This is a genomic window from Micromonospora sp. NPDC048835, from assembly GCF_040649995.1.
Taxonomy (GTDB): domain Bacteria; phylum Actinomycetota; class Actinomycetes; order Mycobacteriales; family Micromonosporaceae; genus Micromonospora.
The window spans coordinates 35,857-57,224 of sequence record NZ_JBEZGM010000034.1 but is presented as its reverse complement, the minus strand read 5'-3'; the positions used below and the strand labels follow the sequence as shown (position 1 = coordinate 57,224).

Here is a 21,368-nt window from a genome sequence, read left to right as displayed (position 1 = left end):
ACGACCCGCCACGTCCCCACCAGCCTCTCAACGATCACCCCGCCGAAGAGACCAACGAACGACAAGATCGATTGCTACGACCACCTGAGCACGGGGGGGCGTCCCGGTGAATGGGTTGGCCGATATCCATGAACCCGAGTCGATCAAGCGGTGGGGCGGTGGGTCCGCGCAGCACGTGACGTCAGCCGCGGCAGGTCGGTCATGGCAGGTCGGCCGCCACGGGTCAGTCGCGGTGGTGTCGACCGATGGAGCGCAGTGATCGGCGGTTGTTCTCCTGACCGGGCTCGTTGTCCGTCACCGGCTTGCTCAGACCGGCCACCCAGTCGACGAACTCCTCGTCCTGGGTCGCCAACGGCTCCGCCTCGTCCGACGTCTTGGGGCTCTCCTCGTCGGCGCGGGACCGGTTGCGGCGGAACAGCCCGCCGAGCCGCCCGCGTCGGGAGGGCTGCTCTGCCACCGTCGGGGCCGTCGACGCCGCGGTTGGGGCGTCGGCAGGCACCGGATCGCCGGTGCCGACGGGGGCGCTGGCGGCGTTCACGGGGGCTTCGGTCGGGCCCGGACGTTCGGCCGGAGCGGTCGTCTCGCTGACGTCGGTCGGCGCCGTCGGTGCCGGCGAGCTGTCCCGCGATTCCGTCGACCTGCCCCGCCGGGAGGTGTCGAACGCGTTCCAGGTGCCAGCCCGGCTCAGGTCCGGCAACGGTGCCCGGTGCCGGGGCCTGGGGGTCGGGCCGGTCGGTTCGGGGGACCCGCTCGGCCCCTCCGATGCCGTCGCTTCCGGCGGTGCGGCCTGTGGTGGCACCGCCCACGTCGAGGCGACCGGCCAGGCCGACGGCGCAGGCGTCCACAGGTCGGCGTCCGGGTCACCGGCGGCGGTGGCCTCGAACAACCCTGCGGTGGAAACGTCCTCGGCGGCGGACCGTGCGGAGTCCGTGTCACCGTCACCGGCCACTGCCGAACCGCTGGTCGCAGCGGCCGGTGCCGTGGCGCTGCCCGCGCCGGTCTTCGGGACCCTCGGGGATGCGGTGGCGTCCGCGCCAGCGGTGCCCGACGCGGTGGTCGGTGCCGGTGTGGCATCGGCGGTCGCGTCGGGGGACTCCGCATCGACCGGCATCTGCGTCGCGCCGGTCGCCGTGGTGGCCGCTGCCTGCTTCGCGTCGGCGGCGGTAGGGGCCGGTGCGCGCTTCGCGTCGGAGCCGGTGGTGTCGGCGGACCTGCCCGATCGGGTGCCCTTCGTTGCGCGGCCGGCGGTCGGCTCGGTGGTGGCTGGGCTGGCAGGGGCCGCGTCGTCGGCCGCTTCGGAGGTGGTGTCCGGGTTGACCTTCGCCTTGCGGGTCCGTCGCGGCTTGCTCGTCGGCGCTGCCTCGGGCGTGCCGTGGTCGGCCGCTCCCGTGCTGGTCGTGCCGGTATCCGTGCTGGCCGCGGCAGCGCTGGTCCGGGCCGCGCTGCCGGTGGCGGAGTCGGCCGCGGCCGGATCGGCCGGGCCCGCTCCGACCGCGTCCGAGCTGGTCGATTCCGAGTCAGGCGCGTCCGAGCTGGTCGGGCCGGTTGGCGCGGAGGCACCGTCCGCCGACGGCGTCTGCCCCGCGGCGGTGAACTCACCTGTCGGTGCGGTCAGCCAGGCTGCGCGCTCAGTCGAACCGGCTGGAGACGACGGAGCAGCCGGAGACGACGGAGCAGCGGGAGACAACGGAACAGCCGGAGCTGCGACAGTCGGACCATGCTGGCCGCTCGCGGTGGTCGTCGGCCAGTCCCAGTGGGCCGGGACGGTGCGTACGCCATCGTTGTCGCCCGTGGCCCACGGACCCGCGACGACACTGCCGGGCCGTGTGGTGGTCAGCTCGGCGTTCGTCGTCTCGGTGTCGGTGCGCTCGGCGGCGTCGCTGTCGTTCGCCGACGCGGCACCGGGCAGCGCCGGGCCGGCGGGCAGCGGGCGCAGGATCGCGGAGGGCTCGATCGCCTCGGGGTCGGCGGTACGGGTGCCCGTCGGCAAGCGCAGCAGCGCGGCGGCGGCCGCGCCGAGGGCACCGGCGAGGATTGCGATCAGCGAGCCGTAGTACGGGGAGGCCTGGTAGCGGTCCACCGCGTCGCCCGGGCCGGCGGTCAGGTAGGCGAACGCCACCAGCACCGGACCGGCCACCCCGGTGGCCCCGCTGACAAGTGGGGCCTGACCCCGCGAGCGGGCCAGCCCGGCGGTCGCCGCCCCGGCCAGCAGCGCCACGATGGGTAGCAGGAGCAGCGCCAGCCGCTGGGCGGCGGCGTCGTCGAGCCGGCTCGGCTCCAGTACGCCGAGTCGGACGGTCGGCAGTGGGCCCGCAGTGCCGAGCGACGGCAGGACGGAGATCAGCGCCAGCAGCCAGACCGCGCCGGACACGGCGGCCATGTTCCAGCCGAGTTCGGGCCGGAACAGGACGGCGATCGCCGCGCCCGCCCCGATGACCGCACCGACCACGGCGCAGATGCCCACCGCCCAGACCGGGTCCACGGAGATCAGCTCCGCGGCGCGAGCCGGCTGCATGCAGAGCGGGGCGATGACCGTCGCGCCCAGCGCTGCCGCGCCTCCGACCGCCAACTGCCGGCCGGTGCTCGCCGCCGGCGCGTCGCGGCGGGCGAGGCGGCCGGTCAGGACGGCACCGGCGACGGCGGCGTTGGCGGCGAACCAGCCCACCCAGACCAGCTGGGCCGGCCACTGGTTGACTGTCGAGCCGGTGAATGCGCCGGTCAGGCGGACGATGCCGAAACCGTACGCGACGCCGAGCTGGCCGGCTCCGGCCAGCACGCTCACCCCGAGCGCCGTGAGCAGCAGTCTGCCCCAGGTCCGAAAGGCCATGTCCGGCACGTTACGCATCCGGTACACCCGATCGCCACCGGCGCGCCGCGCGGCGCGCCGGTGGCCATCGGCGGGTCTACTTGAGTTCGACCAGCCGGGCCAGGTAAGTCGTATCCCCGACATTGGTCAGCATGTGCACGGCGCCCGGGTCCCGGTAGACCACCCCGCCGGTGGGTTCGTCGGCGTCGATCCGGGTCCCGTCGATGGTCTGTACGACGTTCTTGGCGCCCTCGATCGCCACCACCAGATAGGGGTGGTCGTGTCGGTGCAGCGGTTGCCGCTCGCCCGGCTGGAGCCGGATGTGCCAGACCCGGACCCGCTCGTTCTCGAACACGATCTCCTGACCCACCGGTCCGAGTTCGGTTCCGTCGATCACGTCGGTCATCGTGCTCCGTCCAGTTGGGGCAGCACCTCGGCGGCGATCAGCTCGAGGTGGTCGAGATCGTCGAAGTCGATCAGGCGTAGGTGGACCCGGGTGGCACCGACCGCGGCGAACTCGCCGATCCGCTGCACGAGCTGCGCGGGGGAGCCGACCACCGGGTCCTCCGGTGGCAGCGCGCTCTTCTCGTGCAGGGGCGCCGCCCGACGCTGGGCCTCCGCGTCGGTCCGGCCGATGGCGACGACGATCCCGGCGGAGAGCACCAACGGGTCGCGCCCGGACTCCGTCCGTCCGGTGCGCTCGCACGCCTCGCGCACCCGGTCGTACGCCCCGGCGGTGACCGCCACGGACTTGAACGGCATGTTGAACTCGTCGGCGTAGCGAGCGGCCAGTTCGGGTGTGCGCTTGGGACCGCGTCCGCCCACGATGATCGGTGGCCCGGGCACCTGCACCGGCTTGGGCAGGGCCGGAGCGTCCACCAGTTGGTAGTGGTCGCCGGTGAAGCTGTAGGTCTCGCCGGACGGGGTTGCCCACAGCCCGGTGATCACCTCGAGCTGCTCGGCCAGCCGGTCGAAGCGCTCGCCGACCGGCGGGAACGGGATGCCGTACGAGGTGTGCTCGCGCTCGTACCAGCCGGCGCCGATGCCCAGATCGATTCGGCCACCGCTCATCTGGTCGACCTGCGCGACCATCACCGCGAGCGGGCCGGGGAGGCGGAACGTGGCGGACGTCACCAGGGTGCCGAGCCGGATCCGTTCGGTCTCCCGGGCCAGCGCGGCGAGGGTGAGCCAGGCGTCCGTCGGGCCCGGCAGGCCCGGGTCGGCGCCCATCGACTGGTAGTGGTCGGCGCGGAGGAAACCCTCGTAACCGCAGGCCTCGACCAGTCGGGCGAACCTGAGTTGGGTGTCGTAGGTGGCACCCCGGTTGGGTTCGGTGAAGACCGACACCCGCATGTTCATCGTCCTTCCGCGCCGGCCGCCGCCGGCTCGTCACGTTCCATCAACAGCTCGTGCAGGTCGGCGCTGACTCGCGCGACGTCGGCCAGGTGGGCGTTGCGGCCCAGGGTGCGCGGTCGGGGGATGTCGACGTCGAGCACCTTGCGGATCCGGCCGGGGCGAGGGCTCAGCACGACCACCCGGTCGGCGAGCAGCACCGCCTCGTCGATCGAGTGGGTGACGAAGACGATCGTCGGCTTGTTCTCCATGTGCACCCGCTGGAGTTCGCCGGAGAGTTCCTCGCGGGTGAGCGCGTCGAGCGCGGAGAACGGCTCGTCCATCAGCATCACCCGGGGCTCACCGATCAACGACCGGCACAGCGACACCCGCTGCTGCATGCCGCCGGAGAGTTCGTGCGGCAGGCGCTTCTCGAAGCCGGCCAACCCGGCCACGTCGAGCAGTTGCCGAGCCCGCTCGCGATGCTTGGCGCGGCTCCAGCCGAAGATCTCCACGGGCAGCAGGACGTTGTCCAGCACGGTGCGCCAGGGCAGCAGCGCCGGCTTCTGGAACAGCATGGCGATGTCCTGGCGCGGCCGGGTGATCGGCGTACCGGCGACGGTGACCTCACCGGCGCTCAGTGGCAGCAGCCCGGCGATCAGCCGCAGCAGGGTGGACTTGCCGCAGCCGGAGCGGCCGAGTACGGCGACGAACTCGCCCTCGGCGACGTCGAGGTCGATGCCGCGCAGCGCCTCCACCCGGCCGGACCGGCCCTCGAAGGTGCGGGACACCCCGGACAGTCGGATCATCTCCGGCGTACCTCCGCTGAGTCGACGGTCAGGAATCCGACAAAGGCTAGCCGCCCTGTCGAGGTATGACACCGGCTGGGGTGGTCGTCAGGTTGTTTCCGTTCCGCAACCCGATGCGCCTGGCGTCGCGACTGTGGGTTTCTCGTACGCTGTGCCCGCGAAGAATCCCCCCACGACGGCGGAGCCCGGCTTCCACCCCTCCCGCCGGCCCGTCATAACAACCCCCTCCGGTGGCCTGCCGGCCCCGGTCGGAAAGGACATGGTGCACTGATGAGAAGGCTGACCCGTACGGTCGCTACGGCCGCGCTGGCCACCGCCCTCGCCCTTGTCTCCGCCTGCAGCAGCGGGTCGGATTCGGCCGACGATGCCAAGGGCGGCGATGGCGGCAAGCTGCAGAAGGTGACCTACCTCACCTCGTTCGGCAACTTCGGCCGCGACTCCTACGCCTGGGTGGCGAAGGACAAGGGCTTCTTCAAGGACGCCGGCTTCGAGGTGGACATCAAGGCCGGTCAGGGCACCGGTGGTGTGATCCAGACCATCGTCGGCGGTCAGGCCGACTTCGGCCCGATCGACCTCACCGGCGGTCTGCTCCAGCTCGGCAACGGCCAGGCGAAGGACTTCACCGCCGTCGCCGCGATCCAGCAGCGCACCATGGCGGGCATCGCCACCGTCGAGGGCAAGAACATCACCTCGCCGAAGGACCTGGAGGGCAAGAAGCTCGCCGACACCCCCGGTTCCGTGGTCCGCAACCTCTTCCCGACGTACGCCCGGCTCGCCGGGGTGGACGCGACCAAGGTGACCTGGGTCAACGGTGAGGCGCAGAACCTGATCGGCACCCTGGCCAACGGGTCGGTGGACGGCATCGGCCAGTTCGTCGTCGGTCAGCCGACCATCGAGGGTGTGGCCAAGAAGAAGGCAGTCATGCTGCCGTACAGCAACGTGATGCAGGACCTCTACGGCAACGTGCTGATCACCTCCTCCAAGACCGCCAAGGAGAAGCCCGAGATGGTGAAGAAGTTCACCGCGGCGCTGCTCAAGGGTCTGGAGTACAGCCTGGCGAACTCGAAGGAGGCCGCCGACATCCTGAAGAAGAACGTCGACGCCACCAACCCGGTCTCCGCCGCCGCCGAGCTGGAGCTGATGGCCGCGTACGTCCGTTCCGGCAACACCGGCACCGCGATCGGCACCCTGGACAGCGGTCGGGTCGCCAAGAGCATCGCGATCCTGCAGGGCGCCGGCGCGCTGAAGCAGAACATCACCCCCGAGCAGATCATCGACTTCAGCCTCGCGCCGAAGGCCTGATCGTCCGGTCGTCACCAGGGGGTACGTCCTGCCGATTCCGGTGGGGCGTACCCCCGTCGCTCGTCGGCCCCCGGCGGGCCGTGGGATTTCGAGGAGGACAGAGATGACCGACGTCCGGTCAGCGGACCCGGCGGTGGCGGAACCCCCACCCCCGAGTGTCGGCACCAAGGCGGGGCGCGCGGGTCGAGGTGCCGGTCTCCGGGCCGGGGCCGGGGCGGCGCTGCTGCCCGCTGCCGGCCTCCTGGTCGCCCTGGCGGCGTGGTGGTTGGTCGCCCGGCTGGAGCTGATCCACCCGTTCGCCCTGCCGCCGCCCGGCGACGTGTTCACCGCGTTCGTCGACAAGCCCGCCCTGATGCTGGAGCACACCTGGGCCACTCTGCTGGAGATCGTGTACGGCTTCGCCCTCTCGGTTGCCGCCGGCGTCCTGATCGGACTGTCCCTGGCGACCTCCCGCACGGTCGAGCGGATGTTCACCCCGCTGCTGGTCGCGGTGAACGCGGTGCCGAAGATCACGCTGGGCCCGCTGCTGGTGGTGGCGCTCGGCTGGGGTCAGAAGCCGATCCTGACCATGGTGTTCCTGCTCTGCTTCTTCCCGATCGTGTTGTCCACCGCGACCGGTCTGACCACCACGCCTGCGGACCTGGCCGAGCTGGTGCGTTCCTGGAACGCCTCCCGCTGGCAGGCGTTCCGCAAGGTCCGCTTCCCGGCCGCGCTGCCGCAGATCTTCGTCGGGCTCAAGGTGGCCATGCCGCTGGCCGCGATCGGCGCGGTGATCGGTGAGTTCCAGGCCGGCGAGAAGGGCCTCGGGTACGTCATCCTCCAGTACGCCGGCGTCGGCGACGCCGCCACCGCCTGGGCGGCGATCATGCTGGTGGCGCTGGTGAGCATCCTGCTCTACTCGGCGCTCTTGCTTGTCGAGCGGATCGCCCTGCCCTGGGTCCGCGAGACCACAAGCAGCCACTGACCCGACGACAGAAGAGATCAACCCCAGGAAACGCGAAGGGCCGGCCTCCACATGGAGGCCGGCCCTTCTGTCGAAGCCGCAAGCGAGTGGGGTGTGGCCACACCCCCACCCGGCACCCGACGAACCCCCAGCCGAAGGAAAGGCCCGAGCGTTACCCCGCCAACCGCCAGCGCCCGTTGCGGGCGACGAGCGTGGTGAGCGCCTGCGGCATCAGACCGCTGTGGTTGTCCGGCGTCATGCGGATCGGGCCGGACAGGCCGTCCATCTGGGACGTCTCCAGGACGTCCCGGAGGCCGTCGCGGTTCACCTTCCCGATCTCGCCGCCGGCGCGCAGCTCGGCGTCGGCGATCAGTTGGACGGCGTCCGCGGCGAACGACGAGGACCCGCTGTAACCGCCGAAGCGGGCCGTGTAGTCCTGGAACCACTGCCGCCGCGCCGCCTTGGCCGGCGTGGTCGCGATGACGTCGTCGATGACCATGGTCTGCGTGAAGATCAGCGTGGCCTTCTCGGTCGCCTTGGCCGCCGAGCCGAGGAAGAGGTCCCCGGCCGCCCCCGCGTCAAAGTAGATCGACCCGCGGAAACTGGTCTGCTGGGCGCTTGTGGCGGCAAGCGTCGCCTGCTCCGGCGGGGTCCAGAAGAGCATCGCGTCGGGTTTGCCCGACGCGAGCTGCTGGACCTGCTGGCTGACGTCGGTGGTGGTGGTCTTGGCCTTCTGCTGCCGGAGCGAGATGTTTGCCTTGTCCAGCTCGTTCTTGAGCGCGGTCACGCCCTCCTGGCCGTAGGCGTCGTCGCTGACCAGCATCCCCACCTTGCGGATGTTGTTGCGGCGCAGTTCGGTGGTCAGTGCGGCGGCGCTGTCCTGGGCGTTGGGGCCCAGCTTGAACACGTAGCGCCGTTCGGCGGCCGGGCTGGCGATCGCGCCGGAAGCGGCGAGCGCAATGGTGGGAATCCGCTTCTCGTTGATGGTCCCCACGGCACCGAGCGCGCATTCGTTGCAGCCGCCCATGATGATGGCACTGACCTGAGAATCGCTGCTGAAGTCGGCGATGTTGCGAAGCGACTCGGCGGCGTCGGAACGGTTGTCCTTGATGTCCAGGTCGATCCTCCGGCCGTTCAATGCTCCGGAGGAGTTCAACTGCTCGACCTTGAGTTTCAAGGCCCGCTGGTATGTCTGACCGACCGTGGCCGCGGCGCCGGAGAGTTCGAGATCGGCGGCGATCACGATCGGACTCGTGTCTTGCTCCGCCTCGCCGAACTGGCAGCCGGTGAGCGTGGTGGCCACTACGGCCGATGCGAGCGCCGCGATGGTCGCGGAGCGGATGGGGCTCAACTCAGTCCTCCAGGTGCGGGCGCGGGCGCTGCCCGGTCACCGCCGCTAATCCGTCCTCCGTGGAGCACGGGATCTCCTCTGCCGTACGGTGTGCGCGAAGCCTGCAAAACCTTGCCAATGGCCGGCGCTGTGGTCAAGCGCGGACCCCGGCAGCATTTTCGGGACGGCCATCCCACATGCTGGGGTAACGCAATGTTTGCAAAAGCTCACTTTGCATGCACGCGTGACCACTCTGGAGTTACATGCCCTGATCAGGGGCTTGCGGAAATGAAGGTATCAGTTGCCCGGATCACGGGATGCGCTCCGTCCGACCGTTTCCTACCTCACTGCGGCTTCCCAAACAGGATCAACTCTGATGAAATCGCGGCCGTGCCGCGCGTGGTCCCCTCCGCTTACGGCATGGCTCGGCGGCTCAGGCGGGGAAGAAACGACGGAGGCGATGTCGTGAGCACCGGACCGACGACTCTGCCCGCACTCGGCGACAGCGGACGGCGTACGCGCCAACGGATGCCGAGACTGCGCGACGCCCGGATCCGGTCCAAGTTGGCCCTGATTCTGGTCGTCCCGGTGGCGGCGGTGATCGCGCTGGCCACGGTCCGCCTGATCTCCGTCGGCGAGGGCGCCTTCGACGCCACCCAGGCCCGTGCGCTCACCGCACTCTCCATCGACGTCAGCGCCCTCACCCAGGACCTCCAATCCGAACGGATGGCAGCCGCCGCCTACCTGGCCACCCCGCAGCAGCCTGCCGACGCGTACAACCTGCGGGTCCGGCAGACGCAGCAGAGGGTGGACGAGTACCGCGCCGAGCGGGAGCAGATCGGCGACGTGCCGACCGCCCTGCGGGACCGGCTCGCCACCATCGACGGCCACCTGGCCACGCTCGATGGCACCCGCCAGGAGGTGCTGGACCGGCGGCAGATGGCGGTCGCCGAGGCGGTGCTCCGCTACGGCGTCATCCTCACCGACCTCGTCTCGTACGGCGACGGTCTGGCCCAACTCCCCGGTGACGAGAGCCTGGCGGACAGCCGCCGCGCCGTCGCCGCCTTCGCCCGCGCCAAGGCTTCCGTCGCCGAGGAGCAGGCCGTCGCCTTCACCGCGCTGTCGACGGGTCAGCTCGACTCGGAGCAGTTCTCCTCCTTCGTGGCAACGTTGACGGGTCAGCAGGAGGCCCTGGTCTCCTTCTCCCTGGCCGCCGACCCGGTGCAGCGCGCCCTCGTCAACAGCACCGTCTCCGGTGACGCGGTCGGCCTCTCCGACCGGGTGGCCAGCGACATCACCCGCTCGGTCGGGCAGCGCCCTCTGGTCACCGCGCAGGACGCCACCGCGGCCATCGGCGCCGTCAACGACCTGATGCGCTGGGCCGAGGTCCAACTGCAGGACCGACTGTTCCAGCAGTCCGACGACGCCCGCTCGGACGTCATCCGGCAGGCAGTGGTCGAGTCGGTGCTGGTGCTGCTGACCCTGATCATCGCCGTGACGCTGGCCGTGGTGCTGGCCCGTTCGCTCAACGACTCGCTGCGCAGACTCCGTGAGGGTGCCCTCGCGGTGGCCAACCACGACCTGCCGGACGCGGTGCAGCGGCTGCAGAACATGGGCAGCGTGGGTGACGGTGGGGTGGACGAGATCGTCCGCCAGGTGCGCGATCCCATCCAGCTCAACACCCGCGACGAGGTCGGTCAGGTGGCGCTGGCCTTCAACGTCGTACACCGGGAGGCGGTGCGGGTCGCCGCCGAGCAGGCGGCACTGCGTACCAGCGTGTCGGCGATGTTCCTCAACCTGGCCCGTCGTAGTCAGACGCTCGTCGACCGGATGATCGGCGAGCTGGACGCGATCGAGCGTGGCGAGGAGGACCCGAAGCGGCTCGCGCAGCTCTTCGAGCTGGACCACCTGGCCACCCGGATGCGCCGCAACGACGAGAACCTGCTGGTGCTCGCCGGCGCCGACTCCGCCGTACCGCGCCGCGACGACGCGTTGGTGGTGGATGTCCTGCGCGCCGCCCAGTCCGAGGTGGAGCTGTACAACCGCATCGAGTTCGGGACTGTCGACACCGACATCTCGGTGGCCGCGCACGCCGTCAACGACGTGGTACGCCTCGTCGCCGAACTCCTCGACAACGCCACCCGGTTCTCCCCGCCGAACACCACCGTCGTCGCCGACGGTCGCCGGATCCGCGACTACGTCCTGATCCAGATCGAGGACCGTGGTCTCGGCCTCACCGACGAGCAGCTCGACTCGCTCAACCGACGGTTGGCCGCCCCGCCGAGCGTCGACGTGGCCGCGTTCCGGCTGATGGGTCTGGCCGTGGTGAGTCGACTCGCGTCCCGCTACGGCATCCGGGTGGAGCTGCGCCGCAACGTCGAGGGCGGCACCGTCGCCCAGGTGACGCTGCCCGCCGCCACCGTGGTGCTGCCGAACAGCCGGGGCCGCGACCAGGTGCTCACCAGGCCGCGTCAGCCGATGGCGGTGGAGCAGAACCCGCTCACCCCGGTCGGTCACGCCGAGCAGTTCGCGGGTGCCGCCACGACGGCGGCGACGCTGCCCGACCAGTGGCGCACCAGCACTCCGGCACCCGCTCAGTGGCAGTCGCCGCTGGACTCGCGCGACACCACGCCGGCCGTCCAGGCGGGTGGCTACACCGGCCCGCGTTCGACCGCGTCACCCGTGCCCGCGCCGGCCGCTCCGGCTCCCGCCGCCCCGCTCCCGCCGGCCGCTCCGGCGCCGGCTGCCCCGCTGCCGCCGGTCCGGACGGACTTCGGCAACGGCGCCTCGGTGGGCAGCCCGACCGTGGCCTACCCGACCGTCGACCCGCTGCCTCGGCGGGGTTCCACCGCGGACGCCCCGGATGGGCGCGGTGTCCAGGGTCTCCCGGTCGGGCCGGTCGCCGGGCCGGGCGCGGTGGCTCCGGCGGCCGCACCATCGGTGCCCGCCGCGCCGGTCAGCACCCGGCCGGACTTCCCGGCCGAGGCGCCGATCTTCCGGGAGATGGAGGCGGTCTGGTTCCGGTCGCACGGCGACGACGCCACCGCGATCTTCACCCGGCCCAACTTCGACGAGCCGCCCGCGCCCGCCGCCGCCGCTCCGTCCGACAACGGACTGCGTACCGGCAACGGCGGCCAGCCGGGCGCCGGTGCGGTGCCGGCCGCCGCGCCGGCCCGACCGAAGCTGCCGACCCGCACCCCGGGCAACGCCGGCGCCGACGGCACGACCACACCGGCTGCCGGGGGCCTCGGCACCACCACCGACGGGTTCACGCCGCGGTCGTCGGCGCCTCCGTCGTACACCCCGCCCCCGGCCGCACCGACGGCTCCGCCCGCGCCCGCCCCCGACCCGGCAGCCTGGCGTACGGCGGCCGACGAGGGCTGGTCCCGGGCCAGCCGGGCGGCCGAGCCGGCTCCCGCCGGCACCACCCGCTCCGGGTTGCCCAAGCGGGTGCCGCAGCAACAGCTCGTGCCGGGTGGCATCGAACCGAAGAGCGGCCGGGACCGCAGCCGGCGGACCCCGGACGAAGTACGTGGTCTGCTGTCGGCCTACCACCGCGGCGTGCAGCGCGGCCGGACGGCCGGAACGGACCTGAACAGCACCTCGACCAAGGAGAGCCGATGAACAGGCCAGCTGCCATGCAGGACATGGGTTGGCTGCTCACCAACTTCGCCGACAGCGTGGCGGGCATCGCCCACGTGGTGGCGGTGTCCGCCGACGGGCTGCTGCTCGCGTCCTCCCGGGATCTGCCGGGGGACCGGGCCGACCAGCTCGCCGCGATCACCTCCGGGGTGGTGAGCCTGACCGAGGGCGCGGCCCGGATGTTCAGCGCGGGCGGGGTGTTGCAGACAGTCATCGAAATGGACAGCGGGTACCTATTCCTGATGTCGATCAGCGATGGTTCATCGATGGCCGTGCTGGCCGCGCGCAGCTGCGACGTGGGCCAGGTGGGTTACGAGATGGCGCTGCTGGTCGAGCGGGTGGGTGCCGCGCTGGTGCCGCTGCCGCGAGACGCGGTGCGCTCTTAGCACCGCAGGCCGGCGCTCGTTACGAGCGTCGGGCCAGGGACGAGAGGCGGCGCAGGCCGGCTCCGCAGGGGACGAGGAGGTGATCGGGGATGGACCAACGACGCGCTGACCCGCGTGGCGCGCTGGTACGTCCGTACGCGGTCACCCGTGGTCGTACCGAGCCCCGGCAGGACATCGCCCTCGAGGCCGTCCTGACCGCCTCGCTCACCCAGGTCGCCGAGTCCCGCTTCGCCGGGCACGACAAGCACCGCATCGCCACGGTCTGTGAGGGCCGAGCACAGTCGTTGGCGGAAATCGCCGCGTACACCCGGATGCCGCTCGGCGTCGCCCGGGTGCTGGTCGCCGACATGGTGGCCGAGAGCCTGCTGACGTTACACACTGCTGCTCCCGCCGAGGGGTTCGAGGAGCGGATGGAACTGCTTGGAAGGGTGCTAAGTGGACTTCGCAGGCTATGACCCCGCAGGGGGGCGGCCGGGCCGGGGAATCGTATCCGCGAAGATCGTCGTCGCGGGTGGCTTCGGCGTCGGTAAGACGACACTGGTCGGGGCGATCTCCGAGATCACACCGCTGACCACCGAGGCGTTGATGACCGCGGCGGGCGTCGGCATCGACGACCCGTCGAAGGTGCCGGGCAAGGAGACCACCACGGTCGCCATGGACTTCGGCCGGATCACCATGGCCCAGGACCTGATCCTGTACCTCTTCGGTACGCCCGGTCAGACCCGTTTCTGGTTCATGTGGGACGAGATCATCCGGGGGGCGGTGGGTGCCGCCGTGCTTGTGGACACCCGCCGGATCACCGACGCGTTCGCCCCGCTGGACTACTTCGAGAACCGCAACCTGCCGTACGTGGTGGCGCTGAACAAGTTCGACGGCGCTCCGCAGTACGAGGCGGAGGAGGTCCGCGAGGCGCTGGCCATCTCGCCGCAGGTGCCGCTGGTGATGACCGACGCCCGGCAACGGGACTCGGTCAAGCAGGTGCTGGTGACGGTGGTCGAGCACGCCATGCTCCGGCTCCAGTCCGAGCACGGGCGGGGCTTCCCGACGCCGGTCGGCTGAACCGTCGCGTCACGGCCGGCACACGAGCCGGTCGTGACGCGTTCAGTCGACCCGGAGCCGGTAGCCGCGCTTCACCACGGTCTGCACCACGCGGGGCGCGCGCAGGCCGGCCCGTAGGCGGGCGACGGCCATCTCCACGGCGTGCTCGTCGGCGCCCCGGGGCAGCGTCCGCAGCAGCGCCGTACGGGACAGCACATGGCCCGGGGCCTGGGCCAGCGCCCGCAGCACCGCCATCGGTGCGGGCGCGAGTGGCCGCAGCTCGCCGTCGATCACCGCGGCGTGCCCGCGCAACGTGAGCAGGTGCCCACCGGCCTTGAACGTCACGGTCCGGCGGGGCAGTTCGTCGACGATGGTCCGTACCAGCGCGCCCAACCGGGCCCGACTGGGTGCGCTCACCGGCACCCCGTGCCGCAACAGCGGCTCGGCGGTCACCGCGCCGACGCAACTGGCCAACACGTCACTGCGCAACGCGGACAGCACCGCGTCGGTGCGGTCACCGGCGGCCCGCAGCAACGCCTCGGCCGCCGGCGCCGACGTGAACGTCACCGCGTCCACGAGCCGACCGGCGATCAGGTCGATCAGGCGGTGCAGCGGTGCCGGGTCGGTCGGCGGCGCCCAGCGGTAGACCGGCACCTCGATGACCGTGGCGCCGGCCGCCTCCAACGCGAGCGTGCACTCGGGCTGCCGCTCGCCGTGCAACTGCATGGCGATCACCTGCCCGGCCACCCCGCGCCGACGCAGGTGGTCGACCACCTCGTCGCAGCTCTCCGAGGCCGGCGACCACTGGTCGTGCAGCCCGGCCGCCCGGATCGCGCCGCGTGCCTTGGGGCCGCGAGCCACCACGTACGAACTGGCCAGCACCGAGCGCAGTGGCTCGGCCAGCCCCCAGCCCTCGGCCGCCTCCAGCCAGCCGCGCATGCCGATGCCGGTGTTGGCCATCAGGATGTCCGGCGGCAGGTCGAGACAGGCGCGGGTCGCCTCACGCAGCTCGGTGTCGTCGGAGAGCGGCACGATCCGCAACGCCGGGGCGAGCACCACCCGGGCGCCCCGGCGTTCGAGCAGCGCGGCCAACTCGTCGCGCCGCCGGTCGGCGGTCACCCCGATGGTGAAACCCGCCAGTTCTTCCCGCATCAAGCCTCCTGTCGCAGCCGCACCTCGACCAGCCCGTCACGACACCGCGCGTCGTGTCGGGCGACGGCCACCCCGGGCAGGTCGAGACAGTGCCCGGTGCGCAGGTCGTACACCTGCTTGTGCAGCGGTGAGGCGACCGTCGGCACGCCACCTCGGCTGCCGACGATGCCCCGGGACAGCACGTACGCCCCGGAGACCGGGTCGCGGTTGTCGATCGCGAACAGCCCGTCGACGGTTCGGAAGAGGGCGATCTGCACCCCGTCGACCAGGGCGGCGACCCCCCGGTCCGGTTCCAACCGGTCGAGGAGGCAGACGGTGGTCCAGGTGAGCGTCAGGGTCTGGGTCATCGCCGTACCTCCGGTAGGCCGAGGGTGACCGGTTGCCGACGGCTCGTCGGCTCGGATCCGGTCGGGGGTTGGTCGCGTACGGGCACCGGCTGGCCGCGTTCCCTGGTGAAGGTGATCGACGGGTCCGGTACGTCGGGGGCGTTGACGAAGGAGGTGTAGCGGCGCAACCGGTCCGGGTCGTCCAGGACGTCACGCCACTCGTCGGAGTACGACGACACGTGTCGGGCCATCGCCGCGTCGAGGTCCGCGCAGAGCCCGAGCGAGTCGTCCACGATCACCGAGCGCAGGTGGTCCAGGCCGCCGTCCAGCGCCTCGATCCAGCCGGCGGTGCGTTGCAGCCGGTCGGCGGTGCGGATGTAGTAGATGAGGAACCTGTCGATAAGCGTGATCAGCGCGTCGGTCGACAGGTCGGTGGCGAACAGGTCGGCGTGCCGGGGCCGGAAGCCGCCGTTGCCGCCGACGTAGAGGTTCCACCCGGTCTCGGTGGCGATGATGCCGAAGTCCTTGCTGCGCGCCTCCGCGCACTCGCGGGCGCAGCCGGAGACGGCCGACTTGAGCTTGTGCGGGGCGCGCAACCCGCGATAGCGCAGCTCCAGGGCGACGGCCAGCCCGACCGAGTCCTGTACGCCGTACCGGCACCAGGTCTCGCCCACGCACGACTTCACCGTGCGCAGCGCCTTGCCGTACGCGTGACCGGACTCGAAGCCGGCGTTCACCAACCGTCGCCAGATCTGCGGCAGCTGCTCCACCCGCGCCCCGAACAGGTCGATCCGCTGACCGCCGGTGATCTTCGTGTAGAGCTGGAAGTCCCGGGCGACCTCACCGATCACGATCAGCTTCTCCGGGGTGATCTCACCGCCGGGGATCCGGGGGACCACCGAGTAGCTGCCGTCGCGTTGCAGGTTGGCCAGGAAATGGTCGTTGGTGTCCTGTAGGGACGCCTGTTCGCCGTCGAGCACGTGCCCGCTGCCGAGCGAGGCGAGGATCGACGCCACCACCGGCTTGCAGATGTCGCAGCCACGGCCCCGACCGTGCTCGGCGACCAGCCGGGAGAAGGTGCGGATGCCGCGTACCCGGACGATCTCGAACAGCTCCCGCCGGCTGACGTCGAAGTGCTCGCAGAGCGCGCGGGACTGCTCCACCCCGGCCGCGTCCAGGAGTTGCTTCAGCATCGGCACGCAGGAGCCGCAACTGGTGCCGGCCCGGGTGCACGCCTTCAACGCCGGTACGTCCGCGCAACCGCCGGCGATGGCGGCGTCCACGTCGCCCCGGGTCACCGCGTTGCAGGAGCAGACCTGTGCGGTGGCCGGCAGCGCCCCGGCGTCCGCGCCGCCGCCCTCGGGGGCGAGCAGCGCCAGCGGCGCGGCCGGCAGCGGGCCGCCGACACTGGCCCGCAACGTCGGGTACGCGCTGGCGTCACCGACCAGCACCCCACCGAGCAGGGTGTGCGCGTCGTCGGAGAGGACCAGCTTCGCGTAGACCCGGGTGGCCGGGTCGGTGAACGTGACGTCCAGGCACCCCTCGGTCGCGCCGTGGGCGTCGCCGAACGAGGCCACGTCGACGCCGAGCAGCTTGAGTTTGGTGGCGGTGTCCGCGCCCGGGAAGGTCGCCGCCCCGCCGACCAGCCGATCGGCCACCACCTCGGCCGTCGCGTACCCGGGTGCGACCAGACCGTGGCAGGTGCCGTCGACGGCCGCGCATTCTCCGACAGCCCAGATCCGCTCGTCGGCGGTGCGGCAGGTCGCGTCGACGAGTACCCCACCGCGTGGGCCGAGCGGCAGACCGGCGTCCCGGGCCAACTGGTCCCGGGGCCGGATGCCGGCGGCCACCACCACCAGTTCGGCGTCGATCGCGGTGCCGTCGGAGAGTTCCAGGGCGGCGACACCGCCGTCCGGGCCGGGCCGGATCGCGGTGGTCGCCACCCCGAGGTGGGTCCGTACGCCCAACTCGTCGACGTAACGGCGGAGCATCGCGCCACCGGCCTGGTCCACCTGCACCGGCATCAACCGGGGCGCGAACTCGACCACGTCCGTGCTCAGGCCGAGCAGCCGTAGGGCGTTCGCGGCCTCCAGACCGAGCAGACCGCCACCGATCACCGCACCGGCCCGCCGGCCCTGGGCGTACTCCCGGATGGCCGTCAGGTCGTCCAGGGTGCGGTAGACGAAGACCCCGGGCAGTTCGGTGCCGGCCACCGGCGGCACGAACGCGTACGACCCGGTGGCCAGCACCAGCGCGTCGTAGCGGTACTCGCCGACCGCGGTGGTCACCACCTGCCGGTCCCGGTCGACGGCGACGGCCGGCTCGCCGAGCAGCAGTCGCACCCCGTCGTGCGGGGTGTGCAGGTTGAGGTCGCTCTCACTCACCCCGTCGAAGTACGCCGAGAGCCGCACCCGGTCGTACGCCGGGCGCCCCTCCTCGGCCAGCACGGTCACCCGCCAGCTTCCCTGCGGGTCACGGGCGCGCAGCGCGTCCACGAAACGCTGCCCGACCATGCCGTTGCCGATGACGACCAGTTCGCCGCCGCTCATCGCGTCACCTCCACCGATTCCGCCTGGCTGAGCCAGTCGACGATGCCGCTCACCGCGTCCCGACAGCCGCCGCAGCCGGTGCCGGCCCGGGTCGCGGCCACCACCGCATCGACGGTCCGGGCGCCGGAGCGCCAACTCCTGACCAGCGCGCCCTTGCTCACCGTGTTGCACTGACAGACCGTCGCCGCGTCCGGCATCAGCGCCGGTGAGGCGGCCGGGGTCGCGCCGACCGCGCCGAGTGCCCGGCCCAGCAGCAGCGCCCGCCGGTCACTCGGCACCGGCTGACCACGGTCGAAGAGTTGGATCACCGTGCCGACCGCCGGGTTGTCGCCGAGCAGGATCGCGCCGATCAGCCGCTCGTCCCGGATCCGCAACCGGGCGTACGTGCCCCGGGTCGGGTCGGCGAAGGTCAACTCCTCGCCGGGCCCACCACCTGCCGCCTCACCCATCGAGGCCAGGTCGATCCCGGCGGCTTTCAACCGGGTCACCACCGGCCGGGGCCGGTACCGGGCCAACGGCTCCGTACCGGTCAGCACGTCCGCCAGCACCTGGGCCTGAGCCCAGGCGGGCGCGACCAGCCCGGTGAGCACACCGTCGTGCTCGGCGCAGTCGCCGATCGCGGAGATGGACCGGTCGTTGGTGCGCAGCCGATCGTCCACCACCACGCCACGCCGCACGGTCAGACCGGCGGCCTGCGCGAGGGCGGTGTCCGGTCGTACCCCGCAGGAGAGCACCAGCAGGTCGGCGCGCAACGACCGGCCGTCGGCCAGGTCGAGGCGGACGCCGTTCGCGTCCGCGGCCACGCCGGTCGCCGACACCCCCAGTTGGACGCTGACCCCGAAGCCGGCCAGTGTGCCGGCGAGCACCGCGCCGGCGGTCGGGTCCAGTTGTCGTTCCATCAGGTGCGCTCTCGGGTGCACGACGGTGGTGGCCAGCCCGCGGGTGGCCAGCCCTCGGGCGGCCTCCAGGCCGAGCAGCCCACCGCCGAGCACCAGCGCACTGCGGGCGCCGTCGGCGACGGCGAGGATCCGCCGGCAGTCGTCGAGGGTCCGGAAGGGAACCACCCGCTCCGGCAGGGCTGCCGGGTCGAGGCCGGGCAGTGGCGGCACCACCGCGCGGGCGCCGGTGGCCAACACCAGGTGGTCGTACCCGATGCGTTCGCCGTCGTCGGTGCGGACCTCCCGGGCGGATCTGTCGACGGCGACCACAGGCACACCGCTGCGCAGGTCGACACCGTGCCCGGCGGCTTCGGTCAGCTCCACGTCCGGTTCGCCGATCCGCCCGGCCAGCAGGGTGGAGAGCAGAATGCGGTTGTACGCGCGGTGCGGCTCCGCCCCGAGCACGGTGACCTTCCGGTCGCCCTCCCGGGCGTGCAGCTCACCGGCGAGGCGCGCGCCCGCCATCCCGTTACCGACGATGACCACCCGGGCGGTCATGCCTTCTCCACCCGGACCGCGCAGATCTTGAACTCGGGCATCCCGGAGATCGGGTCCACCGCGTCGTTCGTCACCGAGTTGGCGCGTCCCGCCCCCGCGTAGTGGAACGGGGCGAACACGGTGTCGGGTCGGATCCCGGCGCTGAGCCGGGCCGGGGCGCAGAACTCCCCTCGTCGTGAGGTGACCCGCACCGGGTCGCCGTCGTCGATGTCCAGCCGGGCGGCCAGGTCGGGGTGCAGTTCGACGAACGCCTCCGGGGCGGCGCGCCGCAGCGCGGCCACCCGTCGGGTCTGGGTGCCGGACTGGTACTGCGCCAGCACCCGGCCGGTGGTGAAGTGCAGCGGGTACGCGGCACAGACCTCCTCGGCGGCCGGCCGGTGGTCGACGTTGTGGAAGCGGGCCCGGCCGTCCGGGGTGGCGAACCTCTCGGCGAACAGTCGTGGGGTGTCCGGCCCGTCCTCGGTCGGGCAGGGCCAGTAGACGCCGTCGTGGGTGTCGATCCGGTCCCAGCTGATGCCGGCGTAGTCGGCGGCCCCACCGGCGGAGGCGCGGCGCAGCTCGGCGAAGACGGCGGCCGGGTCGGCCGGGAACCGGGCCGCCGCGACGGCGGCCGGTCGCACGTCGGGCGGGTCGGCGTCGGACGGGTTGGCGTCCGTCATTTCAGTGGCGGCCAGCCGCGCCGCCAGGTCGGAGATGATGGCGAGGTCCGTGCGGACGCCGGGCGGGGGCGGACGTAGCGCGCGCCGACGCAGCACCCGACCTTCGAGGTTGGTCATCGTGCCGTCCTCCTCGGCCCACTGCGCGGTGGGGAGCACCACGTCCGCAAGCGCGGCCGTCTCGGAGATCAGAAGGTCGGCGACGACAAGCAGGTCGAGGTCGCGCAGCCGGCCCTCGACCCGGGCCGCCCGGGGCGCCGAGACCACCGGGTTCGACCCGAACACCAGCAACGCGCGCGGGCCGCCCGGGGTGCCGAGTGAGTCGAGCAGTTGGTAGGCGGGCACCCCCGGGCCGGGCAGCTCGTCGGGTTGCACGCCCCAGACCCGGGCCACGTGCTCCCGGGCCGCCGGGTCGTCGATCTTCCGGTAGCCGGGGAGCTGGTCGGCCTTCTGCCCGTGCTCCCGGCCGCCCTGGCCGTTGCCCTGGCCGGTGAGGCAGCCGTACCCCGAGCCGGCCCGGCCGGGCAGACCGAGGGCCAGAGCGAGATTGACGTACGCGGTGACGGTGTCCACCCCCTTGGCGTGCTGCTCGGCGCCGCGTGCGGTCAGGATGATCACGCGACCACCGGTGCCGAGCGCGCGGGCGGTAGCCTCCAGGTCGGCGACCGGCACCCCGGAGAGCTGTTCCGCGCGGGCCGGCCACCAGGCGGTGACACCCCGGCGGACCTCGTCGAACCCGGTGGTGCGGTCGGCCACGTAGGCCCGGTCGACCCAACCCTCGGTGAGGGCGATGTGCAGCAGCGCGTTGGCCACCGCGAGATCGGTGCCGGGCAGCGGTTGCAGGTGCAGGTCGGCCTGGCGGGCGGTGGCGGTGACCCGGGGGTCGACGACGATGAGCTTCCCGCCGTTACGGCGCTGCTCGGTGAGCCAGCGCACCAGCGGCGGCATGGTCTCCGCCGGGTTCGCCCCGACCAGCAGCAGGGTGTCCGCCCGGCCCAGGTCGGCGAGCGGGAACGGCAGCCCACGGTCGATCCCGAAGGCGCGCATCCCGGCGGCTGCCGCCGACGACATGCAGAACCGTCCGTTGTAGTCGATGTGTCGTGTACGCAGCCCGATCCGGGCGAACTTCCCCAACGCGTACGCCTTCTCGTTGGTCAGGCCGCCACCGCCGAAGACGGCGACCGCGTCCCGGCCCGCGTCGTCCTGGACGGCGCGGATGCCGGCGACCACCCGGTCGAGCGCGGCGTCCCAACTTGCCGGCTGCAGCTCGCCGGTGGCCGGGTCACGCACCAGCGGGGTGGTCAACCGCTCCGGGTGGTCGAGCAGTTCGGCGGCGGTCCACCCCTTCTGGCAGAGCCCGCCCCGGTTGGTGGGGAACTCGCGCGGGTGGACCGTCACCCCGGCGTCGTCCGCGCGCAGCGTCATCCCACACTGCAGTGCGCAGTACGGGCAGTGCGTCGCCACTTCCCGGGGCGTCCGCCCCGGTGCAGTCGCCGGCCGTGCACCGTCTGTCATGTCGGAAAAGCGTGCCGCCGGGCGGTTTCCGGTCCGGGTCCCTTCTGTTTCGGTCCTGTCAAGTGGGGCTCACACCGCACCGGGGCAGCGAACGCGTTGGAGGGTGTGAGTCGGAGTCTGCGGGGGTGAGGGTCGGAGCCTGTGGA

At 72.2% G+C, this 21,368-nt stretch carries 16 protein-coding genes; 6 read left to right on the top strand and 10 right to left on the bottom strand.

Annotated features, from left to right (window positions below):
* Positions 1 to 223: 223 nt before the first annotated feature.
* The 4 genes from AB0C15_RS28665 to AB0C15_RS28650 all read right to left on the bottom strand — a co-directional run bounded on the left by AB0C15_RS28665 (position 224) and on the right by AB0C15_RS28650 (position 4,947).
* Positions 224 to 2,827, bottom strand: a complete 2,604-nt coding sequence (locus AB0C15_RS28665) for a hypothetical protein (protein ID WP_357357088.1) — start codon at positions 2,825 to 2,827, stop codon at positions 224 to 226.
* A gap of 76 nt (positions 2,828 to 2,903) precedes the next feature.
* The gene (locus AB0C15_RS28660; protein WP_357357086.1) at positions 2,904 to 3,212 is read right to left on the bottom strand and encodes a cupin; all 309 of its coding nucleotides are present in this window, start codon (positions 3,210 to 3,212) and stop codon (positions 2,904 to 2,906) included.
* Positions 3,209 to 4,159, bottom strand: coding sequence for an LLM class F420-dependent oxidoreductase (locus AB0C15_RS28655; protein ID WP_357357084.1), 951 nt, complete (start codon positions 4,157 to 4,159; stop codon positions 3,209 to 3,211). The genes AB0C15_RS28660 and AB0C15_RS28655 overlap by 4 nt, the downstream gene beginning before the upstream one ends.
* 2 nt (positions 4,160 to 4,161) lie before the next feature.
* Positions 4,162 to 4,947 carry an ABC transporter ATP-binding protein gene (locus AB0C15_RS28650; protein WP_357357082.1) on the bottom strand — a complete coding sequence of 262 codons (786 nt, stop codon included), beginning with the start codon at positions 4,945 to 4,947 and terminating at the stop codon, positions 4,162 to 4,164.
* A 270-nt stretch (positions 4,948 to 5,217) separates the two neighbouring features.
* On the opposite strand from AB0C15_RS28650, the gene AB0C15_RS28645 reads away from it, so the two are divergent.
* The gene (locus tag AB0C15_RS28645; protein WP_357357080.1) at positions 5,218 to 6,249 is read left to right on the top strand and encodes an ABC transporter substrate-binding protein; all 1,032 of its coding nucleotides are present in this window, start codon (positions 5,218 to 5,220) and stop codon (positions 6,247 to 6,249) included.
* A 103-nt stretch (positions 6,250 to 6,352) separates the two neighbouring features.
* Positions 6,353 to 7,213 (top strand): ABC transporter permease, encoded by an 861-nt coding sequence (locus AB0C15_RS28640; protein ID WP_357357078.1) that lies wholly within the window; start codon positions 6,353 to 6,355, stop codon positions 7,211 to 7,213.
* 151 nt (positions 7,214 to 7,364) lie between these two features.
* Here the strand turns inward: AB0C15_RS28640 and AB0C15_RS28635 are convergent, their stop codons facing one another.
* Positions 7,365 to 8,543, bottom strand: a complete 1,179-nt coding sequence (locus tag AB0C15_RS28635) for an ABC transporter substrate-binding protein (protein ID WP_357357076.1) — start codon at positions 8,541 to 8,543, stop codon at positions 7,365 to 7,367.
* Between the two features lie 444 nt (positions 8,544 to 8,987).
* On the opposite strand from AB0C15_RS28635, the gene AB0C15_RS28630 reads away from it, so the two are divergent.
* The 4 genes from AB0C15_RS28630 to AB0C15_RS28615 all read left to right on the top strand — a co-directional run bounded on the left by AB0C15_RS28630 (position 8,988) and on the right by AB0C15_RS28615 (position 13,609).
* The gene (locus tag AB0C15_RS28630; protein WP_357357074.1) at positions 8,988 to 12,146 is read left to right on the top strand and encodes a sensor histidine kinase; all 3,159 of its coding nucleotides are present in this window, start codon (positions 8,988 to 8,990) and stop codon (positions 12,144 to 12,146) included.
* Entirely contained in the window at positions 12,143 to 12,550 is a 408-nt protein-coding gene (locus AB0C15_RS28625; RefSeq protein WP_007465177.1) for a roadblock/LC7 domain-containing protein, read from the top strand. The genes AB0C15_RS28630 and AB0C15_RS28625 overlap by 4 nt, the downstream gene beginning before the upstream one ends.
* Before the next feature lie 89 nt (positions 12,551 to 12,639).
* Complete coding sequence (locus AB0C15_RS28620; protein ID WP_124778091.1) at positions 12,640 to 13,005, top strand: DUF742 domain-containing protein; 366 nt, start codon at positions 12,640 to 12,642, stop codon at positions 13,003 to 13,005.
* Positions 12,986 to 13,609 (top strand): ATP/GTP-binding protein, encoded by a 624-nt coding sequence (locus AB0C15_RS28615; protein WP_030329978.1) that lies wholly within the window; start codon positions 12,986 to 12,988, stop codon positions 13,607 to 13,609. The genes AB0C15_RS28620 and AB0C15_RS28615 overlap by 20 nt, the downstream gene beginning before the upstream one ends.
* A 42-nt stretch (positions 13,610 to 13,651) precedes the next feature.
* On the opposite strand, the gene AB0C15_RS28610 is transcribed toward AB0C15_RS28615, so the two are convergent.
* Genes AB0C15_RS28610 through AB0C15_RS28590 form a run of 5 tightly spaced genes read right to left on the bottom strand, consistent with a single transcriptional unit; the run spans position 13,652 to position 21,222 of the window.
* Complete coding sequence (locus AB0C15_RS28610; protein ID WP_357357072.1) at positions 13,652 to 14,740, bottom strand: uroporphyrinogen-III synthase; 1,089 nt, start codon at positions 14,738 to 14,740, stop codon at positions 13,652 to 13,654.
* Positions 14,740 to 15,087, bottom strand: coding sequence for a nitrite reductase small subunit NirD (gene nirD / locus AB0C15_RS28605; protein WP_357357070.1), 348 nt, complete (start codon positions 15,085 to 15,087; stop codon positions 14,740 to 14,742). The genes AB0C15_RS28610 and nirD overlap by 1 nt, the downstream gene beginning before the upstream one ends.
* Complete coding sequence (nirB, locus tag AB0C15_RS28600; protein ID WP_357357068.1) at positions 15,084 to 17,615, bottom strand: nitrite reductase large subunit NirB; 2,532 nt, start codon at positions 17,613 to 17,615, stop codon at positions 15,084 to 15,086. Before nirB ends, nirD begins: the two co-directional genes overlap by 4 nt.
* Positions 17,612 to 19,051: an FAD-dependent oxidoreductase gene (locus tag AB0C15_RS28595; RefSeq protein ID WP_357357066.1), complete on the bottom strand. Its 1,440-nt coding sequence runs from the start codon at positions 19,049 to 19,051 to the stop codon at positions 17,612 to 17,614. The genes nirB and AB0C15_RS28595 overlap by 4 nt, the downstream gene beginning before the upstream one ends.
* Positions 19,048 to 21,222, bottom strand: coding sequence for a molybdopterin oxidoreductase family protein (locus tag AB0C15_RS28590; RefSeq protein WP_357357064.1), 2,175 nt, complete (start codon positions 21,220 to 21,222; stop codon positions 19,048 to 19,050). Before AB0C15_RS28590 ends, AB0C15_RS28595 begins: the two co-directional genes overlap by 4 nt.
* Positions 21,223 to 21,368 lie beyond the last annotated feature (146 nt).

Bases quoted from the DNA above. Each gene is read 5' to 3' on its own strand.
- nirB (WP_357357068.1), bottom strand. From the start codon at position 17,615: ATGAGCGGCGGCGAACTGGTCGTCATCGGCAACGGCATGGTCGGGCAG.
- AB0C15_RS28655 (WP_357357084.1), bottom strand. From the start codon at position 4,159: ATGCGGGTGTCGGTCTTCACCGAACCCAACCGGGGTGCCACCTACGAC.
- AB0C15_RS28650 (WP_357357082.1), bottom strand. From the start codon at position 4,947: ATGATCCGACTGTCCGGGGTGTCCCGCACCTTCGAGGGCCGGTCCGGC.
- AB0C15_RS28610 (WP_357357072.1), bottom strand. From the start codon at position 14,740: ATGCGGGAAGAACTGGCGGGTTTCACCATCGGGGTGACCGCCGACCGG.
- AB0C15_RS28665 (WP_357357088.1), bottom strand. From the start codon at position 2,827: ATGGCCTTTCGGACCTGGGGCAGACTGCTGCTCACGGCGCTCGGGGTG.
- AB0C15_RS28620 (WP_124778091.1), top strand. From the start codon at position 12,640: ATGGACCAACGACGCGCTGACCCGCGTGGCGCGCTGGTACGTCCGTAC.
- AB0C15_RS28625 (WP_007465177.1), top strand. From the start codon at position 12,143: ATGAACAGGCCAGCTGCCATGCAGGACATGGGTTGGCTGCTCACCAAC.
- AB0C15_RS28645 (WP_357357080.1), top strand. From the start codon at position 5,218: ATGAGAAGGCTGACCCGTACGGTCGCTACGGCCGCGCTGGCCACCGCC.
- nirD (WP_357357070.1), bottom strand. From the start codon at position 15,087: ATGACCCAGACCCTGACGCTCACCTGGACCACCGTCTGCCTCCTCGAC.
- AB0C15_RS28660 (WP_357357086.1), bottom strand. From the start codon at position 3,212: ATGACCGACGTGATCGACGGAACCGAACTCGGACCGGTGGGTCAGGAG.
- AB0C15_RS28595 (WP_357357066.1), bottom strand. From the start codon at position 19,051: ATGACCGCCCGGGTGGTCATCGTCGGTAACGGGATGGCGGGCGCGCGC.
- AB0C15_RS28640 (WP_357357078.1), top strand. From the start codon at position 6,353: ATGACCGACGTCCGGTCAGCGGACCCGGCGGTGGCGGAACCCCCACCC.
- AB0C15_RS28590 (WP_357357064.1), bottom strand. From the start codon at position 21,222: ATGACAGACGGTGCACGGCCGGCGACTGCACCGGGGCGGACGCCCCGG.